Consider the following 15,827-nt stretch of genomic DNA (forward strand, 5'->3'; position numbering starts at 1 on the left):
AATTGCCTAAATATTAAATAAATCTTTTGGATCAATATGAGCTGAGTCTTTAGTAACTTGAAAACTTAAAGAATCATTTACTCTTCCTACAACAGAACCTTTTTGTACCCATTTACCTACAACCAAAGTTGGAGCAATTTCATCTAAATGAGCATAAATTGTGTGTAATCCACCTTCATGTTGAATAATTACAACATTATCAAGCATTCCTGCATTCTTTTTTGCATAAACCACTTTACCATTCAATACAGAAACTACTTTTGATTCTGAATCAGTTGCCTTTAATACAATAGACTCATTAAACAATTTTATTTTATAAATAGGATCATAATATGTACCAAAATTTTTTACAACTTTAAAAGACTTTAATGGAGCAATAGTTTTTGCACCTTTATATTTTACAATCTGAACACCATCTGTTGAAGAACCAATTTTTTTTACATCCAAGTTTAAATCTTTTGCAAATTTTTGATTTCTTACATCAGTAGTTTGCATTTGGCTATAGCCATCATTGTCATCAGTTGTTGAAGCTTGTTGAGATTTTTTAGCTTCGGTTGCTTTTTTTATTTCTGCATCTTTTAGAATATTTAATTCACCAAGAAGTTTATTCAATTCTGTTTGTTTTTTTACTACCTTATTTAATTCTTCTTGATAAGCTTTATGTTGCCCTTCAATATCTATTAAAGATTTTGCATGTTTTTCTTTTAATGATGTTAATTTAACTTTTGTTTTTTGTCGATCATTGATATATGAAGATATTTTATCAATATCTTTTTGGTTATTTTTTGCATTTTCAGAAACAACATTGTAGTTGTTATTTAATTTTATAACTTTTTCTTTAGCATGTTCTGATAATAAAGTAAAAATTTCACTATCAATTAATTCTTGTAAAGAGTCTTCAGAAGCTAATTTTAAAGCCATTGAAATAGAAAACTCTTCAACAATAGTATTTATTATTTCTGTTTCATTACTATTTTTTTCTTTTAACAATTCACTAGATTTTGTTTTTAAATCTTCTAATTTATCTTTTGATTCTTCAAGTAATTTTTGATGTTCTTCAATATCATTATTTATATCTTTTATTTCTTGCTCTAAATCGGTGATATTTTTATTTTGTTCTTCAATTTTATCTGCTAATTCTTTGATTTTTAGAGTTGCTGTCTCTTTTTCTTTCTCTTTTGTATCTAAAATTTTTTGATTTTGTTGAATTTTTTTATCAACATTTGAGGCTGCAAATAAGAAATTTATTACCAAAAATAGAGCAAAATATATTTTAATCATTACTTATCTTGTATTTTAGTAATACACCAAAAATTGTAAAAATTGAGATAAAAAATGATAATAAAAATAGTTTTATTAATTCTACTACTAAATTTATTTTTACATCAACAATTTCTTGTAATTCCAATGGAAATAAAACATCTAAATTATTTGAAATAAAGATTAAAAAAGCTCCTGCAATTAAAAAAGACAAAAATGAACTTATAAGTGCATAGTTTAATATTGATGAAGCACTATATAAAATAGAAGCTCCATGTAATCTTAAAATAGAAATTTTAATTCTATATTCATGAAACCAAAGTTTTATTTGTTTAGCAATAATTATAATTGCAAATAAAGTAATAATAAAAAATAGTATAAAAGATACACTATTTAAAATAAGAAGTAATAGATAAATTTGATTATGGTTTTTATAAAAAACTTCTACTTTTTTAATATCTTTATTTGCTAATAAAGTATTTTTAATCACCTCTAATTCTGTACTTGTAGGAAAAATTTCTAAATATATTTGATAAAAATTTGGAAGTTTTTGTTTTAATAATTCAACAGAATTATTTGATAAATTTGATTTTATGTTTTCAATAATTTTATCATTTGGTAAAGCTTGTATTTTTTCTACTTTTATACCCGCAAGTTCACTTATATTGTTGATAGGATTTGTAGCAACAATAATAATAGAGTAGTCTCTTGAAATCTTACTTTTATAATTCTCAACTATATTATTGATTAATAAATATATAGAAAATGTAATTAACATTGAAAGTAGGGGAATTAAAAATGCAAAGATATTTTTAAGAGACTTCATAAATAATCCCATCTTCAATAGATAATTGTCTAAATTTAATCCCTAGATTTTTAGGAACTCTATGTGTTACAACAACTACAGTAATTCCAAGTTGTTCATTTGCACCTTTTAATAAATTCCAAACAACTTCAGCTGAAAAATCATCTAAATTTCCAGTTGGTTCATCTGCAATTATAATTTTTGGATTATGAGCAAGTGCCCTTGCAACTGCAACTCTTTGTTGTTCTCCACCACTTAATTGATTTGGATAAAAACCTTTTCTATGGCTTAATCTCACATGTTTTAATAGGTTATCTGCTTGAACTTGTGAAACTTCATGAGAGTAACCATTTATTTTAAGTGGTATCATGATATTTTCTTCAATCGTATATTCATTTATAAGTTTATAATCTTGAAAAATAATACCAATATCTTTTCTAAGAAGTCTTAATTTTTTTCCTTTTATTCCAAAAACTTCTTGATTTTCGATTTTTAAACTACCGTGTTTTAATGGAATATCACCATAAAATGATTTTAATAAAGTAGATTTACCACTTCCAGAGTTTCCACCAATGAATATAAATTCTTTTGGTTTTATAGTGAAATTACCTTTTTTGATAATATATCTATTGTCATCATAAGTAAGGTAAATATTTCTAGCTTCAATCATATACTTAAAATCTCTATTAATTTTTTATGTGCATCTATATTCGCACTTGTTGGAAGAGGATTTCCTTGATAGTATGAAATTCTTTTATTTTGAATAAGTAGATATTTTGTCACTGGTCTATCGAAATTTCCCATTGTAATTTTTATTAATCCTGAATTATCTTTATCTAAAATAGTATAAACTTCTTCTATATGGACGAAGTAATTTTTTTCAATTATTGATTTTTGAGGAATTGAATTTATAATTTTATTAAAATTTGCCTCAAAATTAAATGAAAAATCATAATTTAGATTGATATTTTCATCTTCATTCCAAGCTTCTAAAACTACATCATAGATATTTTTACCTTGTTTTTTCCATCTATCTTCATATTTACTTGAAACTGCTAAGTCTTTATTTATATCTATAGTAATTCTTCCTTTTGGAAGATTTGTTAAAACTTCTGTACAAAAATCAAAATATTTTCTACTATCAGTTCTAAGTTCTAATGTCCCACTAATTTTCAAAACTCTTAAAGCTTCATTTACGAACTCATTTGAATAGATTCTTCTATGTGGTTTTTTATCCCAAGGAACAGGAAAATGTACAAAAATTCTTCCAACTTTATTTGATTCAATAAACTCCATAAAAAGTCGTGCATCATAATTTACTACTAATACATTTGCGATATTTTGAATTTCTAATTGTTTTAAGAGTTGTTCAATTGATGGATAGTGAATCTCAAGCCCAATAAATTGGATATTTGGATTTGATTTTGCTTGATGTAAAAGATGTCTTCCACTTCCAAAACCAATCTCTATTTGAATCTCTTTGTCTGTTTTAAAATCATCAACAAAGTAGTTTATGTCTTTTAGATATTCGTTTTTTAGCTCTTTTTTTACTTGTAGATTATTTGTATTTGAAAATAATATTTTAGAATTATTTAGTTCTACATAATAATTCAAAGCTTTTTTTATTAAGCTAACAGGAGATATTCTTGTAACCTTATCAGCTTTTATCATCAAATCATCATCTTTTGGTTTTATTGATAATAAAAAATCTTTATCTTGGTCTTTTACTGCGATTTTATATTCATCTCTTCTTGGTTTTGAAGTAAAGTTATATGATTTTGCAATAAACTCAAAAGAGACTCCATCTTTTGCTGATGGAGTTTTAAGTAAATCATTTTTTTCGAAAACTATATGAGGCATTTATTTTTTACTTTCTAGATAGTGTTTTTTCATCTGAATTTTCAGAAATTAAACCAAATTCATCAACAGCTTGAACAGAATATTTATAGTCAACGCCACTTACTATATCGCTATCATTAAAGCTCGTACCTGAAATATTATTGAATATAACTGTTTTATATTGGAAAAAATTTTGTTTTATTTTTTTTACTACATTATATGAAACTGCTCTATTATCACCTGGTTGCCAACTTAAGTTTACACTTCCTTGAATTTGTGCAGATGTTATAGTTGGTTTTATAGGTTTTGGTAAACTTATACCTTTTGTTGCTGTTATATTATCTGCACTTTCTAAGTTATCTTTATCAACTGCAATTATTCTATAATAATAAGTTCTTCCATCATCATCAACAGAATCTGTATATTCTGTAGTTGTTGAATTTACACTTGAAATTTTGCTAAATCCAAAAGAGCTATAACTACTTCTATGAATATCATAAGCAATGATATCTTGATTTTGAGAAGGTGACCAAGTTATAAATATTTTTTTAGGAATATTATTTGAAGCTTTAACACTTGTTGGTGATTTTGGAGCGGGTTTTGTTTTTGCACTTAAAGTTTTTGTAGGAGCTGATTCTACATCTTCAAAAGTAAAAGCTTTAATTCTATATTGATAAGTTGTATTGTTTTCTAAACCAGTATCAAGATATTCAGCAGATAATCTTTGATTTACAGTTGCTTGATATATCCACTCATTTAATGTTGTATTATATTTTTCAACTCTGTAATATTGAATTCTTTGGTCTGGGTGTGGTTGCCAAAGTAATTTTACTTTTTTAGGTAAATTTGAAATAGCTTGTGCTCCATTTACAGGAACTATTCTAGGTAAAGTTTCAGCTATATAAGCTTCTGTTGTAACAGATTCACTTCCATCACTTAATCTTGAAGAGATTTGATAAGCGTATTTTGTTTTTGGTTCTAGCTCTTTATCAACATAGTGAGTTGTATATCTACTTTCAATAGCTCTAATAAGTTTTAAAGTTTTTTCTCCACTTTGTAAATCTGTTCTATAAAAGTTATAACCTACAACTCTTGGATCATCTACTCTTTGCCATTCAAAACCAATTGATGCTATATCTGAAATAGATTTTATAGAACTATAATTTACCGTTGGAACACTATTGTTTATCTTTGGTGTAGATGGTGATGAAATACTATCTATAATATCACTACAAGCACTAAACAGTAAAACTAAAGCTATCAATAATATATTTTTCATTAATTTTATCATTTATATTCTCCTTTTGAAAATTAGTATTTAGAAAATTTACCATATCTTTTGGTAGATTTGCTTTGAAACACATTTGCTCATTTGTAACTGGATGAGTTAAATATAAATAATAAGCGTGTAAAAGAAATCTATTTATTTTATTTAATTCGCCCTTAAATCCATATAAATTATCACCAAGTATATGCCTATTTATCGAACTTAAATGAACTCGTATTTGATGAGTTCTTCCTGTATAAAGTTTACAAGCTACTAATTCAAATTTTTCATTATCACTTAAAGCAATCTTTGAAAAAGCTGATTTTGCATATCTTCCATTTTGTTCAATAGACATTTTAAGTCTATTATTTGGATTTCTTGCTATTGGTTTTTCCATAATCATATTTTCTTTTAATGAAAGGTCAATAATGGCAAGATAATATCTTCCCATTGATTTATCTTCAAGTTGTTTTGATAACCCTATATGAGCTTCATTTGTTTTTGCAACAACCATTACTCCACTTGTTCCTTTGTCAAGTCTATGAACAATACCATGTCTTTCTTCTCCACTTATTGTTGAAAGTGAAATATTTTTCAATTTTAACCAATCGACTAAAGTTGCATCTTTTACACTTGGTGCATCATGAACTGTTAAATTATAAGGTTTATTTAGAACTAAAATATAATCATCTTCATAAATGATTTCTACTTCTTTATCTCCTAAAGAATTTTTTATAAAATTTTCATTTTTTAAGTTATTTAATTGAACTTCTGGAAAAAAAACTTCAATATTTTGATTTTCTTTTAATTTTAAGCCGGTTTTACTTACAATTTTTCCATCAACTTTTACAAACTCTTTTTTTATTAATTGCTCTATTTGGTTTCTTGAGGCATCTATATTTTGTGCCAAAAATTTATCTAATCTATTTTCTTCTAAAACAATAAAGTTTTTATTCATATTTTGATACTCTTTCGTTATGCGATTATTTGATAAAAGAATTATTTTACACTTTGATTATTTGTTAATAATATTTGTTTTACCTTTGATATTTTTATCATACCATTTAATTAGTGAAACAAACGAACTATTAGCATATAAACAACTATTTTATTATACACTTTCTATCTTTGCATTTATGATAGTATTTATGCTACCAATTAGAAAAAAACTACATTTAATACCAGCTTTGTATTGGTTAGGAATTATTTTACTTATTTTGGTTGAATTTATAGGAATTTCAAAATTAGGCGCTAAAAGATGGATTCATATTCCTTTACTTGATACAACAATTCAACCTTCAGAGTTAATAAAACCTATTTATATTTTAATGTTAGGATATTTAATAAGTAGAAAACCTCCACCAATAAATGGTTACAATCTTAAAGATTTTATGTACTTTTCATTTTATATTTTATTACCATTTGTTCTAATTGCAAAAGAACCAGATTTAGGAACTGCAATGGTAATGTTATTTGTTGGTTATGGAATTTTATTTTTAGTTGGAGTTAATTGGAAGATTTGGTTTGCAATATTTATTGCAATAGGTGTATCTTCCCCTTTTATTTATACTTATTTAATTAAAGATTATCAAAAGAAAAGAATTCATGATTTTATTGTTGCAGAAAAGCCAAGTTATCATGTGCAGCAATCTATAATAGCAATTGGTTCTGGAGGGCTTACAGGAAAAGAAAGTGATGAAGCAACTCAAACACAATTGAGATTTTTACCAATTGCAACAAGCGATTTTATTTTTGCATATTTGGTTGAAAGATATGGTTTTTTAGGAGCAATTGGATTAATTGTTTTATATGTATTAATTATATTGCATCTTCTTACAATGAATTATTTTTTCAAAGATGATTACGTCATAAAAGTTTTTGCTTCTGGTTTAGGGTTACTTATATTTTTTAATATGAGTGTTAATCTTTTAATGGTTATAGGTTTTGCACCAGTTGTTGGAATTCCTTTACCTTTATTTTCTTATGGTGGAAGTTCTTTTATTAATTTTATTGTGACATTTGCTATTTTGGAAAATTTAATAGCATTTAGATATATGAATATGTACAACTATGAAAGAAAATTATAAAAATAGAGTTTTTACTCTATTTAATATATTCTATAAAATACTTTAAATCTTAATTTCGTTGTAGTTTCTGGCTTTGGATAATCTTTATAAGCAATTTGAATTAACTCAATAGTATATTCATCTAAAACAGCATATCCAGATGAATCTATAATTCTTAAATCACTTATATCTCCATTTGGATGAAACATAAATTCGACAATATTTACTCCACCAATTTTTTGTTTTGCTGCGAGTTTTGGGTAACCAAGTCTATCTAAAACCCTTTGTGTTATAACTTGAAAATTATTTAAATTTTTTTCTAGATAAGCTTTTTGAACTTTTGTGAAAGTTTTATATTCTTCACCATAAAGTTTTTCAAGTTCATTTAAAATATTTTTATTTATAGGCTCTTTTTGAGATAAAAAATTTTCTAAAGTCTTTTCTTGTAATGCATTTGATTCTTTTAGAATATTTTTTTGTATCTCTTTAGCTTGTTTTATATCAGCACTTTTTTTTGTATTTTGAGCAATTTTACTTTCAGATTCGTTTTTAGGAAGTTTTATCTGTTTTTCTATAATCTTTTGGGTAACTTTTGGTTCAGGTTTTGGCTCGATTTTTTTTTCTTGTGAAATATTTTCTTGTTGAATTTTTACAAACTTTACATCAGACTTTTTTTCAACTATTTTTTCATTTTGTTCTTGTTTATTCTCTTGTTTTGTTTCATTTAAACTTTTATTATAACTTACCAATAGTAATAAGTGGAGTATTACAGAGATTATAAATGCGAAGATAATATTTTTCATAGCGGGATTATAGTACAATTGAGCTAATAATTAATTAATTAGGAATATAAATGTTTGGAAAATCAATAGAAGCCTATACTAAGGCTTGTGAAGTAATTCCTGGTGGAGTTGATTCGCCTGTTCGTGCATTTAAAAGTGTAGGAGGAACACCTCCATTTATAAAAAAAGGAAAAGGTGCATATTTATATGATGTTGATGGAAATAAATATGTAGATTTTGTACAAAGTTGGGGACCACTAATTTTTGGACATTGTGATAAAGATATAGAAAGAGTTGTAATTAAAACTGCGAAAAAAGGTTTGTCTTTTGGTGCTCCAACAAAACTTGAAACAAAATTAGCTTCAGAAATTGTTGAAATGTATGACAATATTGATAAAGTTAGATTTGTTAGTTCAGGAACAGAAGCAACAATGAGTGCTATTAGATTGGCACGAGGTGTTACAGGAAAAAATGATATTGTTAAATTTGAAGGTTGTTATCATGGACATTCTGATTCATTATTAGTTCAAGCTGGTTCTGGATTGGCAACTTTTGGAAGTCCAAGTAGTCCTGGAGTTCCTTCTGATTTGACAAAACATACTTTACTTTGTGAATATAACAATATAAAAAATTTAGAAAAATGCTTTGCTGATTCAAGTGATATTGCTTGTATTATTATTGAGCCAATTGCAGGAAATATGGGATTAGTTCCTGCAAGTGAAGAGTTTTTAAAAGCTTGTAGAGAACTTTGTGATAAACATGGTGCTTTATTGATTTTTGATGAAGTTATGAGTGGATTTAGAGCTAGTTTAACAGGAGCTAGTGGAATTGTAAAAACAAAAGCTGATATTATTACTTTTGGAAAAGTAATAGGAGCTGGAATGCCTGTTGGCGCTTTCGCTGCATCAAAAGAGATTATGAGCAATTTATCACCTGAAGGAAAAATATATCAAGCTGGAACTTTAAGTGGAAATCCTGTTGCTATGGCTGCAGGTTTAAAAAGCTTAAGAAAATTAAAAGCAAATCCTGAGATTTACAATGAATTAAATAAAAAAGCCTTACGATTAGTAAATGGTTTGAAAAAAATTGCTAATAAATATGAAATCCCATTTCAAGTTGATACAAGAGGAAGTATGTTTGGTTTTTTCTTTTGTGAAAAAGAACCAAAAAATTTCAAAGATGTTGGACTTTGTGATTTTAAAAGATTTGCAACATTTCATCATGAAATGTTAAAAAAAGGTTTCTATTTTGCTTGTTCTCAATATGAAACAGGTTTTATTTGTACAAAAATTACAAATAAAGATATTGATGCTTGTTTAAAAGCAGCAAATGAAGTTATGAAAAATTTATAAAAAAAGGAAAAAAAATGGAAAGTTTTAAAAATGTTGAATTAGTAAAAAAGGCAAATATTTATTTTGATGGAAAAGTTACAAGTAGAACTTTTATTGAGTCAAATGGTGAGAAAAAAACTTTAGGTATTATGATGATTGGTGAATATACTTTTGGTACAAATGAAGCTGAACTTATGGAAATTGTTGCTGGAGAAGTTGAAGTTAAACTAAAAGATACAAATGAGTGGAAAATATACGGTGCTAATACATCTTTTAGTGTTCCTGCAAACTCAAGTTTTGATATAAAAGTTAAAACAATAACTGATTATTGTTGTTCTTACATTAAATAGTTGGTATTTTATGCAAAATGAAGAAAAATATGAAAAACCTAAACATCAAGATAAGATTGTCGCTTTAGATAATTTATCTTTAGGTATTTCTATTGTTGCCGCGATATTAATTGGTTTTGGTATTGGTTATGGATTAAAACATCTAACAGGTTATACTTGGACTTTATGGCTTGGAATTATTTGGGGAATATTAGCAGCGGGATTAAATATCTATAAAGCTTATAAGAGAGCTCAAAAAGAGTTTGAAGGCTTAGAAGATGATCCAAGATATGCTCATAGAGCAAAATATGGAGATAAATCTTTTGATGATGAAGATTAATGATGAGATTATCAAATTTGCAAAGGTTTTTATTTTTTTAGACCTTTGCATTTTTATTTATGCTTTAGTTTTTCAAAATAAATTATGGCTTTTAAATACTCAAATAGCTTTTATTTCATCTTTACTTATAACAATTGCTTCTTTTATCTCTTATAAAAAGAATATTCAAAATAGATTATCAAACTTTGATTATTCAAAAATATCAAAAGGTGAAGATAGAGATAAAATTGATGAAATAGATGATCCTTATGATTTATATACTGAATATGAAGAAATTCCTGAAAATGAATTAACAGCCGAAAAAATCAAAGAAATAATAAATGATGAGAAATCAAAAGTTAAAAGAAATTCTGTAAAAAATACAATCTTTTCTGCAAGTGGATTTTTGTCTATTTATAGAGTTTTTGGATATGTTATACTGATTTTTGGTTTTTTTGTTTTAAATAATAATAAAATTTTTATGCCAATAGCTTTTATTGTAGGTTTGGGAGTAGTTCCAATTGGAGTTTTAATTTCAAAGTTAGTTAAAAAATAACTTTGAAATTATAGAACTAAAGGCAAGTCTATAGTTACTTGATTTTTGTTGCATGTTATTATGAAAGAGTTACTGTCTTTTATATTTATTTTAGAAAAATCACTATTTTTATCATAAGAAGATATATCTACACTTATTAAAGAGTATTTCTTTTCATCTATTTTTATATGCTCTCCAACTTTTAATAAAATAGAACAAGATACATTTTTTGTCTCACTACTAAATTCTTCAAATACATGATTTAGTGTTTTTATAAAAGAATTTGCATCAAGTTTAAATTCTGGAATTGAAGGATCATATTTTTTTGCAAAATTAATATTTGATTTGATTTTACTTGTAGAAATAGCTAAATCAACTAAAGTAAAAATATTAGTAGTATTAATATTTTTTATATTTAAATTAGTCTCTTTTTTTACCATTGCACTCTTATAAAGTTTTACATGTATTTCTTCATCATTTTCATACATAACTGTAATAGCATAAAAAGTGTAGTTTTGAATTGTCAAATCAATATACGAAGTTAATGCTCCAAAAGTTTTTGGAGCATAAGTAAGTGCTAAATCAAAAAGCTCTTTAGGTTTTATTCTATTCAATAAAAATTGTGCTTCTGAATTAGAATACAATATTTTTGCGTTAGATGAAAAAGATAAAATAGGATTTAAATCCATTTCTACCCAATTTTCAAAAAAATTCATATTTAACTTTCTACGTAATTTTTAAGATTTTTACCAACTTTTGGATGTTTTAGCTTCTTAATTGCACTAGATTCAATTTGTCTAACTCTTTCTCTTGTTACGTTTAGTTCTTTACCAATTTCTTCTAATGTTCTGTCGCTTGCATCTTCCATAAGACCAAATCTCATTCTAATAACTGCTTGTTCTCTTTCATTTAACTGACTTAAAATCTGGTCAATTTGTCCTTGTAAATCTTCTTTCATGATATTATCAATAGGTGTTGGAGCTTTTTCATCAGGAACAAAATCTCCAAATTTACCATCTTCATCACTTCCAATAGGAGCTTCCAAAGATACAGGCTCTTTTGTAATTTTAATAACTTGTTTTACTTTATCAACAGGTAATCCAACTTCTTTTGCAATTTCTTCAATATCAGGCTCTTTACCATTTTCTTGAACACCTTTTCTGATGATTTTATTAATTCTATTAATAGTTTCAATCATGTGAATTGGAATTCTAATAGTTCTTGCTTGATCTGCAATTGCTCTACTTATAGCTTGTCTAATCCACCAAGTTGCATAAGTTGAGAATTTGTAACCTTTTTTATATTCAAACTTATCAACAGCTTTCATTAGACCGATATTTCCTTCTTGAATTAAGTCTAAGAAAGGTAAACCTCTATTTGTATATCTTTTTGCAATAGAAACAACAAGTCTTAAATTTGATTTTGCCATTCTTGTTTTTGAAGTATCTGTTATTTGTTTACCTCTTTTTATTTGTTCAAGAACTGCTTTTAACTCTTCAGGAGTTAAATCAAAACCATCTTTAGAAGCTTCTGCTGTTTGAAATAATTTTTTTATTTCCATATATGTAGAAACCATAGTAGCTTCAGGAACCATTGTAGTTATTTGTGCTTTTGATAAATTTACAATGTTATCCAATATTTTTTGGTGGTTTTTTTGTAAAGTTTCATTAAATAGTGGTAATTTGTACTCTAATCTTTTTAATTCACTATCAAAACCAGTATCTGATTTAAGTGCTGTTTCCATAGCTTTTACAATTTCTGTAATAAGTTTAGATGTTGGACCTAAATCAAGTAATGCTTCTTTTAAAAGTCTTTTTTTAAAGGCAGTTGCAAGATTAAAAGTCATTAAATCAGATTCATCATCAGATTTAGCAGTCTCTTTTGCTTGAAATTTTAGCCACTCTTTTTTTGCTTTTTCAAGATTTTTAAATGCTTCGATGATTGTTTGAGCTCTTTTATCTAGTTTTTTCTGTTTTTTACCAGAAACTTTTTCATCATCATCTTCAAAATTTTCTTCTTCAGAATCTTCTTCCTCTAAATCTTCATTATCAAAATCATCTTCTTCCTCTTCGTTATCATCATCAAAGTTTTTAAATAATTCTTTTACTTTTCTTTCTCTATTAACTAAAGGTTCTTTATATTCTAAAATAAAATCAATCAAATATGGTACATAACAAATTGCATCAAGAATGATATCTTCACCAGTCTCAATTTTTTTTGATATTTCAACTTCTTCTTCTTTTGTTAAAAGAGGAATTTGTCCCATTTCTCTTAAATACATTCTAACAGGAGAATCTGATCTCGACCATTCAAGTAGCTCTTTATTTTTTAATAAATCGAAAACATCATCTTCATTTTCAATAAGCTTTTCTCTTAACTCTTTTTTCTTTTTAGCTTCTTCATCATTCATTCTTTTTGCTTGTTCTTGAGAACTAATAACTGTTACATTATATAATTGAATTAGTGCTAAAAGTTTTTTAATAGTAGGACCAGATGGCGCTTTTGGAAAAATTTTAATAATTTTTTCATAAGTAAGAACTGAGTCTTTGTACTCTTTTACAAGAAGTTCAATAGTTTTATTTATATCTTTTACGCTCATTTTGCTAGGAAATCTCCTTTTTTATGATAAGAGAGGATTATACCCAAATTAATTAAATATCTGATTAAGAATAATTTATTTAAAGAAAAATTACTAAAAAATTAGTTAGAATGTCTCATTTTTAATTAATAAAAAAATTAGTTTATTAAATATCAAGGATAAAAAGTATGAATACTATTACAGGGAAAGTTTGGAATTTTGGAGCGAATATTGATACTGATGTTATAATTGCAGCTCGTTATTTAAATAGTTCAGACCCAGAACATTTAGCTAAATATGTTATGGAAGATGCAGATCCAGAGTTTCCAAAAAAATTACAAAGAGGTGACATTATTGTTGCTGGAGAAAACTTTGGATGTGGTTCAAGTAGAGAACATGCACCAATCGCTTTAAAAGCTGCAGGAGTTGCTGCTGTTGTTGCACCTTCTTTTGCAAGAATTTTCTATAGAAATGCTTTTAATATGGGATTACCAATATTTGAATTACCAGAATCTTTAGAGATAAAAGAGGGTGAAGAGATATCTATTAATTTAGATAAAGGTGAAATTACAAATAATACAACTAAAAAAACTTATAAATTTATTCCAATTCCACCATTTATGCAAGAATTAATTGCAACTGGTGGATTAATAAATTATGCAAAAGCAGAAATGAAAAAGGCAATATAAATGAAAAATTACAATATTTCAATAATAAAAGGTGATGGAATAGGTCCAGAAATCGTTGATGAAGCAATAAAAGTATTAAACGCTGCAGCAAAAAAATGTGATTTTGAATTAAATTATAAAGAATATTTAATGGGTGGTATTGCTATTGATACAACTGGTGTTCCTCTTCCTCAAGAAACAATAGATGGGGTATTAGCTAGTGATGCTTGTTTATTTGGTGCAATTGGTGGAGAAAAATGGGATACATTACCAAGAGAGTTAAGACCTGAAACTGGATTATTAAAATTCAGAGAAGAGATGGGTGTTTATGCAAACTTAAGACCTGCAATTATTTATGATGAATTAGTAAATGCTTCAACTTTAAAACCTGAAGTAATTACTGGTGTGGATATTATGATTGTAAGAGAATTAATTGGTGGTATTTACTTTGGAAAACCAAGAGAAAATGATGGATTTAAAGCATTTAATACAATGGTTTATACAAAACCAGAAATAGTAAGAATTGGTAAAACAGCATTTGAACTTGCAATGAAAAGAGATAAAAGAGTTTGTTCTGTTGATAAAGCAAATGTTTTAGAAGTTTCTCAACTTTGGAGAGATACTATGAATGAATTATCAAAAGATTATCCAGAAGTAACTTTAAGTCATATGTATGTAGATAATGCTGCAATGCAATTAGTAAGAAATCCAAAACAATTTGATGTTATTGTAACTGGAAATATTTTTGGAGATATTTTATCTGATACAGCTTCAATGGTTGTTGGTTCTATTGGATTACTTCCATCAGCTTCAACAGGTGATAAAACAGCAATTTATGAACCAATTCATGGTTCAGCACCTGATATTGCAGGGCTTGGTATTGCGAATCCATTAGCAACAATAGTAAGTGCAGCAATGATGTTAAGATATTCATTAAATGAATCAAAAGCAGCAGATTTAATAGAAGATTCTATAAAAGCTGTATTAAAAGATGGTTATAGAACTAAAGATTTAGCAGCATATGATGCAAAAGAAGTGTTAAATACATCTTCAATGGGTGATATTATTGTTAAATATATAAATTCATAATTTTATATTTATTGGGATTAAATGATGAGTGATAAAAAATATAGATTAGTTACTAGAAGTGATATGGATGGCTTAGTTTGTGGTACTTTACTTAAGTATCTAGATATTATTGATGAAATCACTTTTGTTCATCCTAAAGATATGCAAGATGGAAAAGTAGAAATAACACAAAATGATATAACAACAAATCTACCTTATGTAGATGGTGTATATTTAGCTTTTGATCATCATTTTTCTGAAACTTTGAGAAATGAAAAAAAAGAAAATCATATTATTAATCCAGATGCTCCAAGTGCCGCACAAGTTGTTTATGAATATTATAATGGAGATGAAGTTTTTCCTGGATATTTCACTTCAATGATGATTGGTGCGAATAAAGCTGATAGTGCAGATTTCACAATAGAAGATATATTGGAACCAAGAGCTTGGGCATTACTTAGTTTTCTGATGGATAGTAGGACAGGACTTGGACGATTTAGAAATTTTAGAATTTCTAATTATCAATTAATGATGGATTTAATTAATTATTGTGCAAAACATAATATTGATGAAATTTTAGAACTACCAGATGTTAAAGAAAGAGTTGAATTATACTTCAAATATGAAAATGAGTTTAAAGAACAATTAAAAAGATGTACAAAAGTTATAAACAATCTTTTAATTGTAGATTATAGAGAAGAAGAGGTAATTTATCCAGGAAATAGATTTATGGTTTATGCTTTATTCCCTGAGCAAAATATATCTATTCATGTAGTTTGGGGTAGAGATAAACAAAATATTGTATTTAGTCCAGGAAAATCAATTATTAATAAAACTTCAAAAACAAATATTGGTGAATTAATGCTTAAATATGGTGGTGGTGGACACATTGCTGCTGGTGGTTGTCAAATTGAGACACAAAAAGCACAAACTGTTTTAGAAGAATTAATAAAAAAAATAAATCAAGATGGATAAAAAAG

General features: G+C 26.5%; 17 protein-coding genes. 8 read left to right on the plus strand and 9 right to left on the minus strand.

Translation table 11 applies throughout. From position 1 onward, the window contains the following. Window positions 1–6: 6 nt before the first annotated feature. From B0175_RS06255 to B0175_RS06280, 6 genes are read right to left on the minus strand one after another with little or no spacing between them, the layout of a single operon-like run. A complete protein-coding gene (locus B0175_RS06255) occupies window positions 7–1,281 on the minus strand; it encodes a murein hydrolase activator EnvC family protein (RefSeq protein ID WP_108527781.1) in 1,275 nt (424 codons plus the stop codon). Continuing rightward, window positions 1,274–2,086 carry a cell division protein FtsX gene (locus tag B0175_RS06260; RefSeq protein WP_108527782.1) on the minus strand — a complete coding sequence of 271 codons (813 nt, stop codon included), beginning with the start codon at window positions 2,084–2,086 and terminating at the stop codon, window positions 1,274–1,276. Before B0175_RS06260 ends, B0175_RS06255 begins: the two co-directional genes overlap by 8 nt. Next, window positions 2,073–2,735, minus strand: coding sequence for a cell division ATP-binding protein FtsE (locus B0175_RS06265; RefSeq protein WP_020847815.1), 663 nt, complete (start codon window positions 2,733–2,735; stop codon window positions 2,073–2,075). Before B0175_RS06265 ends, B0175_RS06260 begins: the two co-directional genes overlap by 14 nt. After that, window positions 2,732–3,925: a tRNA (guanosine(46)-N7)-methyltransferase TrmB gene (gene trmB / locus B0175_RS06270; RefSeq protein ID WP_108527783.1), complete on the minus strand. Its 1,194-nt coding sequence runs from the start codon at window positions 3,923–3,925 to the stop codon at window positions 2,732–2,734. The genes B0175_RS06265 and trmB overlap by 4 nt, the downstream gene beginning before the upstream one ends. A 7-nt stretch (window positions 3,926–3,932) precedes the next feature. Continuing rightward, on the minus strand, window positions 3,933–5,195 hold the full coding sequence (locus tag B0175_RS06275; protein WP_108527784.1) for a fibronectin type III domain-containing protein: 1,263 nt from the start codon (window positions 5,193–5,195) through the stop codon (window positions 3,933–3,935). Then, window positions 5,143–6,129, minus strand: a complete 987-nt coding sequence (locus B0175_RS06280) for an RluA family pseudouridine synthase (RefSeq protein ID WP_108527785.1) — start codon at window positions 6,127–6,129, stop codon at window positions 5,143–5,145. The genes B0175_RS06275 and B0175_RS06280 overlap by 53 nt, the downstream gene beginning before the upstream one ends. A gap of 19 nt (window positions 6,130–6,148) precedes the next feature. Between B0175_RS06280 and B0175_RS06285 the strand changes: the two genes are divergently transcribed. Next, complete coding sequence (locus B0175_RS06285; protein WP_108527786.1) at window positions 6,149–7,258, plus strand: FtsW/RodA/SpoVE family cell cycle protein; 1,110 nt, start codon at window positions 6,149–6,151, stop codon at window positions 7,256–7,258. Between the two features lie 20 nt (window positions 7,259–7,278). On the opposite strand, the gene B0175_RS06290 is transcribed toward B0175_RS06285, so the two are convergent. Continuing rightward, window positions 7,279–8,040, minus strand: coding sequence for a TonB family protein (locus B0175_RS06290; RefSeq protein WP_210004287.1), 762 nt, complete (start codon window positions 8,038–8,040; stop codon window positions 7,279–7,281). A gap of 50 nt (window positions 8,041–8,090) precedes the next feature. On the opposite strand from B0175_RS06290, the gene hemL reads away from it, so the two are divergent. The 4 genes from hemL to B0175_RS06310 are packed head-to-tail and all read left to right on the plus strand — an operon-like array spanning window position 8,091 to window position 10,554. Continuing rightward, on the plus strand, window positions 8,091–9,371 hold the full coding sequence (hemL, locus tag B0175_RS06295) for a glutamate-1-semialdehyde 2,1-aminomutase (RefSeq protein ID WP_108527788.1): 1,281 nt from the start codon (window positions 8,091–8,093) through the stop codon (window positions 9,369–9,371). 14 nt (window positions 9,372–9,385) lie between these two features. Beyond that, window positions 9,386–9,700: a pyrimidine/purine nucleoside phosphorylase gene (ppnP, locus tag B0175_RS06300; RefSeq protein ID WP_004509196.1), complete on the plus strand. Its 315-nt coding sequence runs from the start codon at window positions 9,386–9,388 to the stop codon at window positions 9,698–9,700. Between the two features lie 10 nt (window positions 9,701–9,710). Beyond that, window positions 9,711–10,019, plus strand: coding sequence for an AtpZ/AtpI family protein (locus tag B0175_RS06305; RefSeq protein WP_108527789.1), 309 nt, complete (start codon window positions 9,711–9,713; stop codon window positions 10,017–10,019). After that, entirely contained in the window at window positions 10,006–10,554 is a 549-nt protein-coding gene (locus tag B0175_RS06310; protein ID WP_108527790.1) for a hypothetical protein, read from the plus strand. Before B0175_RS06305 ends, B0175_RS06310 begins: the two co-directional genes overlap by 14 nt. Window positions 10,555–10,562: 8 nt before the next feature. Here B0175_RS06310 and B0175_RS06315 read toward each other — a convergent pair whose 3' ends face one another. Together B0175_RS06315 and rpoD are read right to left on the minus strand one after the other, a co-directional pair. After that, window positions 10,563–11,249: a hypothetical protein gene (locus tag B0175_RS06315; RefSeq protein ID WP_108527791.1), complete on the minus strand. Its 687-nt coding sequence runs from the start codon at window positions 11,247–11,249 to the stop codon at window positions 10,563–10,565. A gap of 2 nt (window positions 11,250–11,251) precedes the next feature. Next, window positions 11,252–13,132, minus strand: coding sequence for an RNA polymerase sigma factor RpoD (rpoD, locus tag B0175_RS06320; protein WP_108527792.1), 1,881 nt, complete (start codon window positions 13,130–13,132; stop codon window positions 11,252–11,254). Between the two features lie 167 nt (window positions 13,133–13,299). On the opposite strand from rpoD, the gene B0175_RS06325 reads away from it, so the two are divergent. From B0175_RS06325 to B0175_RS06335, 3 genes are read left to right on the plus strand one after another with little or no spacing between them, the layout of a single operon-like run. Continuing rightward, complete coding sequence (locus tag B0175_RS06325; protein ID WP_108527793.1) at window positions 13,300–13,800, plus strand: 3-isopropylmalate dehydratase small subunit; 501 nt, start codon at window positions 13,300–13,302, stop codon at window positions 13,798–13,800. After that, window positions 13,801–14,868 (plus strand): 3-isopropylmalate dehydrogenase, encoded by a 1,068-nt coding sequence (gene leuB, locus B0175_RS06330; protein ID WP_108527794.1) that lies wholly within the window; start codon window positions 13,801–13,803, stop codon window positions 14,866–14,868. 24 nt (window positions 14,869–14,892) lie between these two features. After that, on the plus strand, window positions 14,893–15,822 hold the full coding sequence (locus tag B0175_RS06335) for an exopolyphosphatase (protein ID WP_108527795.1): 930 nt from the start codon (window positions 14,893–14,895) through the stop codon (window positions 15,820–15,822). The last annotated feature ends 5 nt before the right edge of the window (window positions 15,823–15,827 follow it).

It is taken from the genome of Arcobacter lacus (assembly GCF_003063295.1).
Classification (GTDB): domain Bacteria; phylum Campylobacterota; class Campylobacteria; order Campylobacterales; family Arcobacteraceae; genus Aliarcobacter; species Aliarcobacter lacus.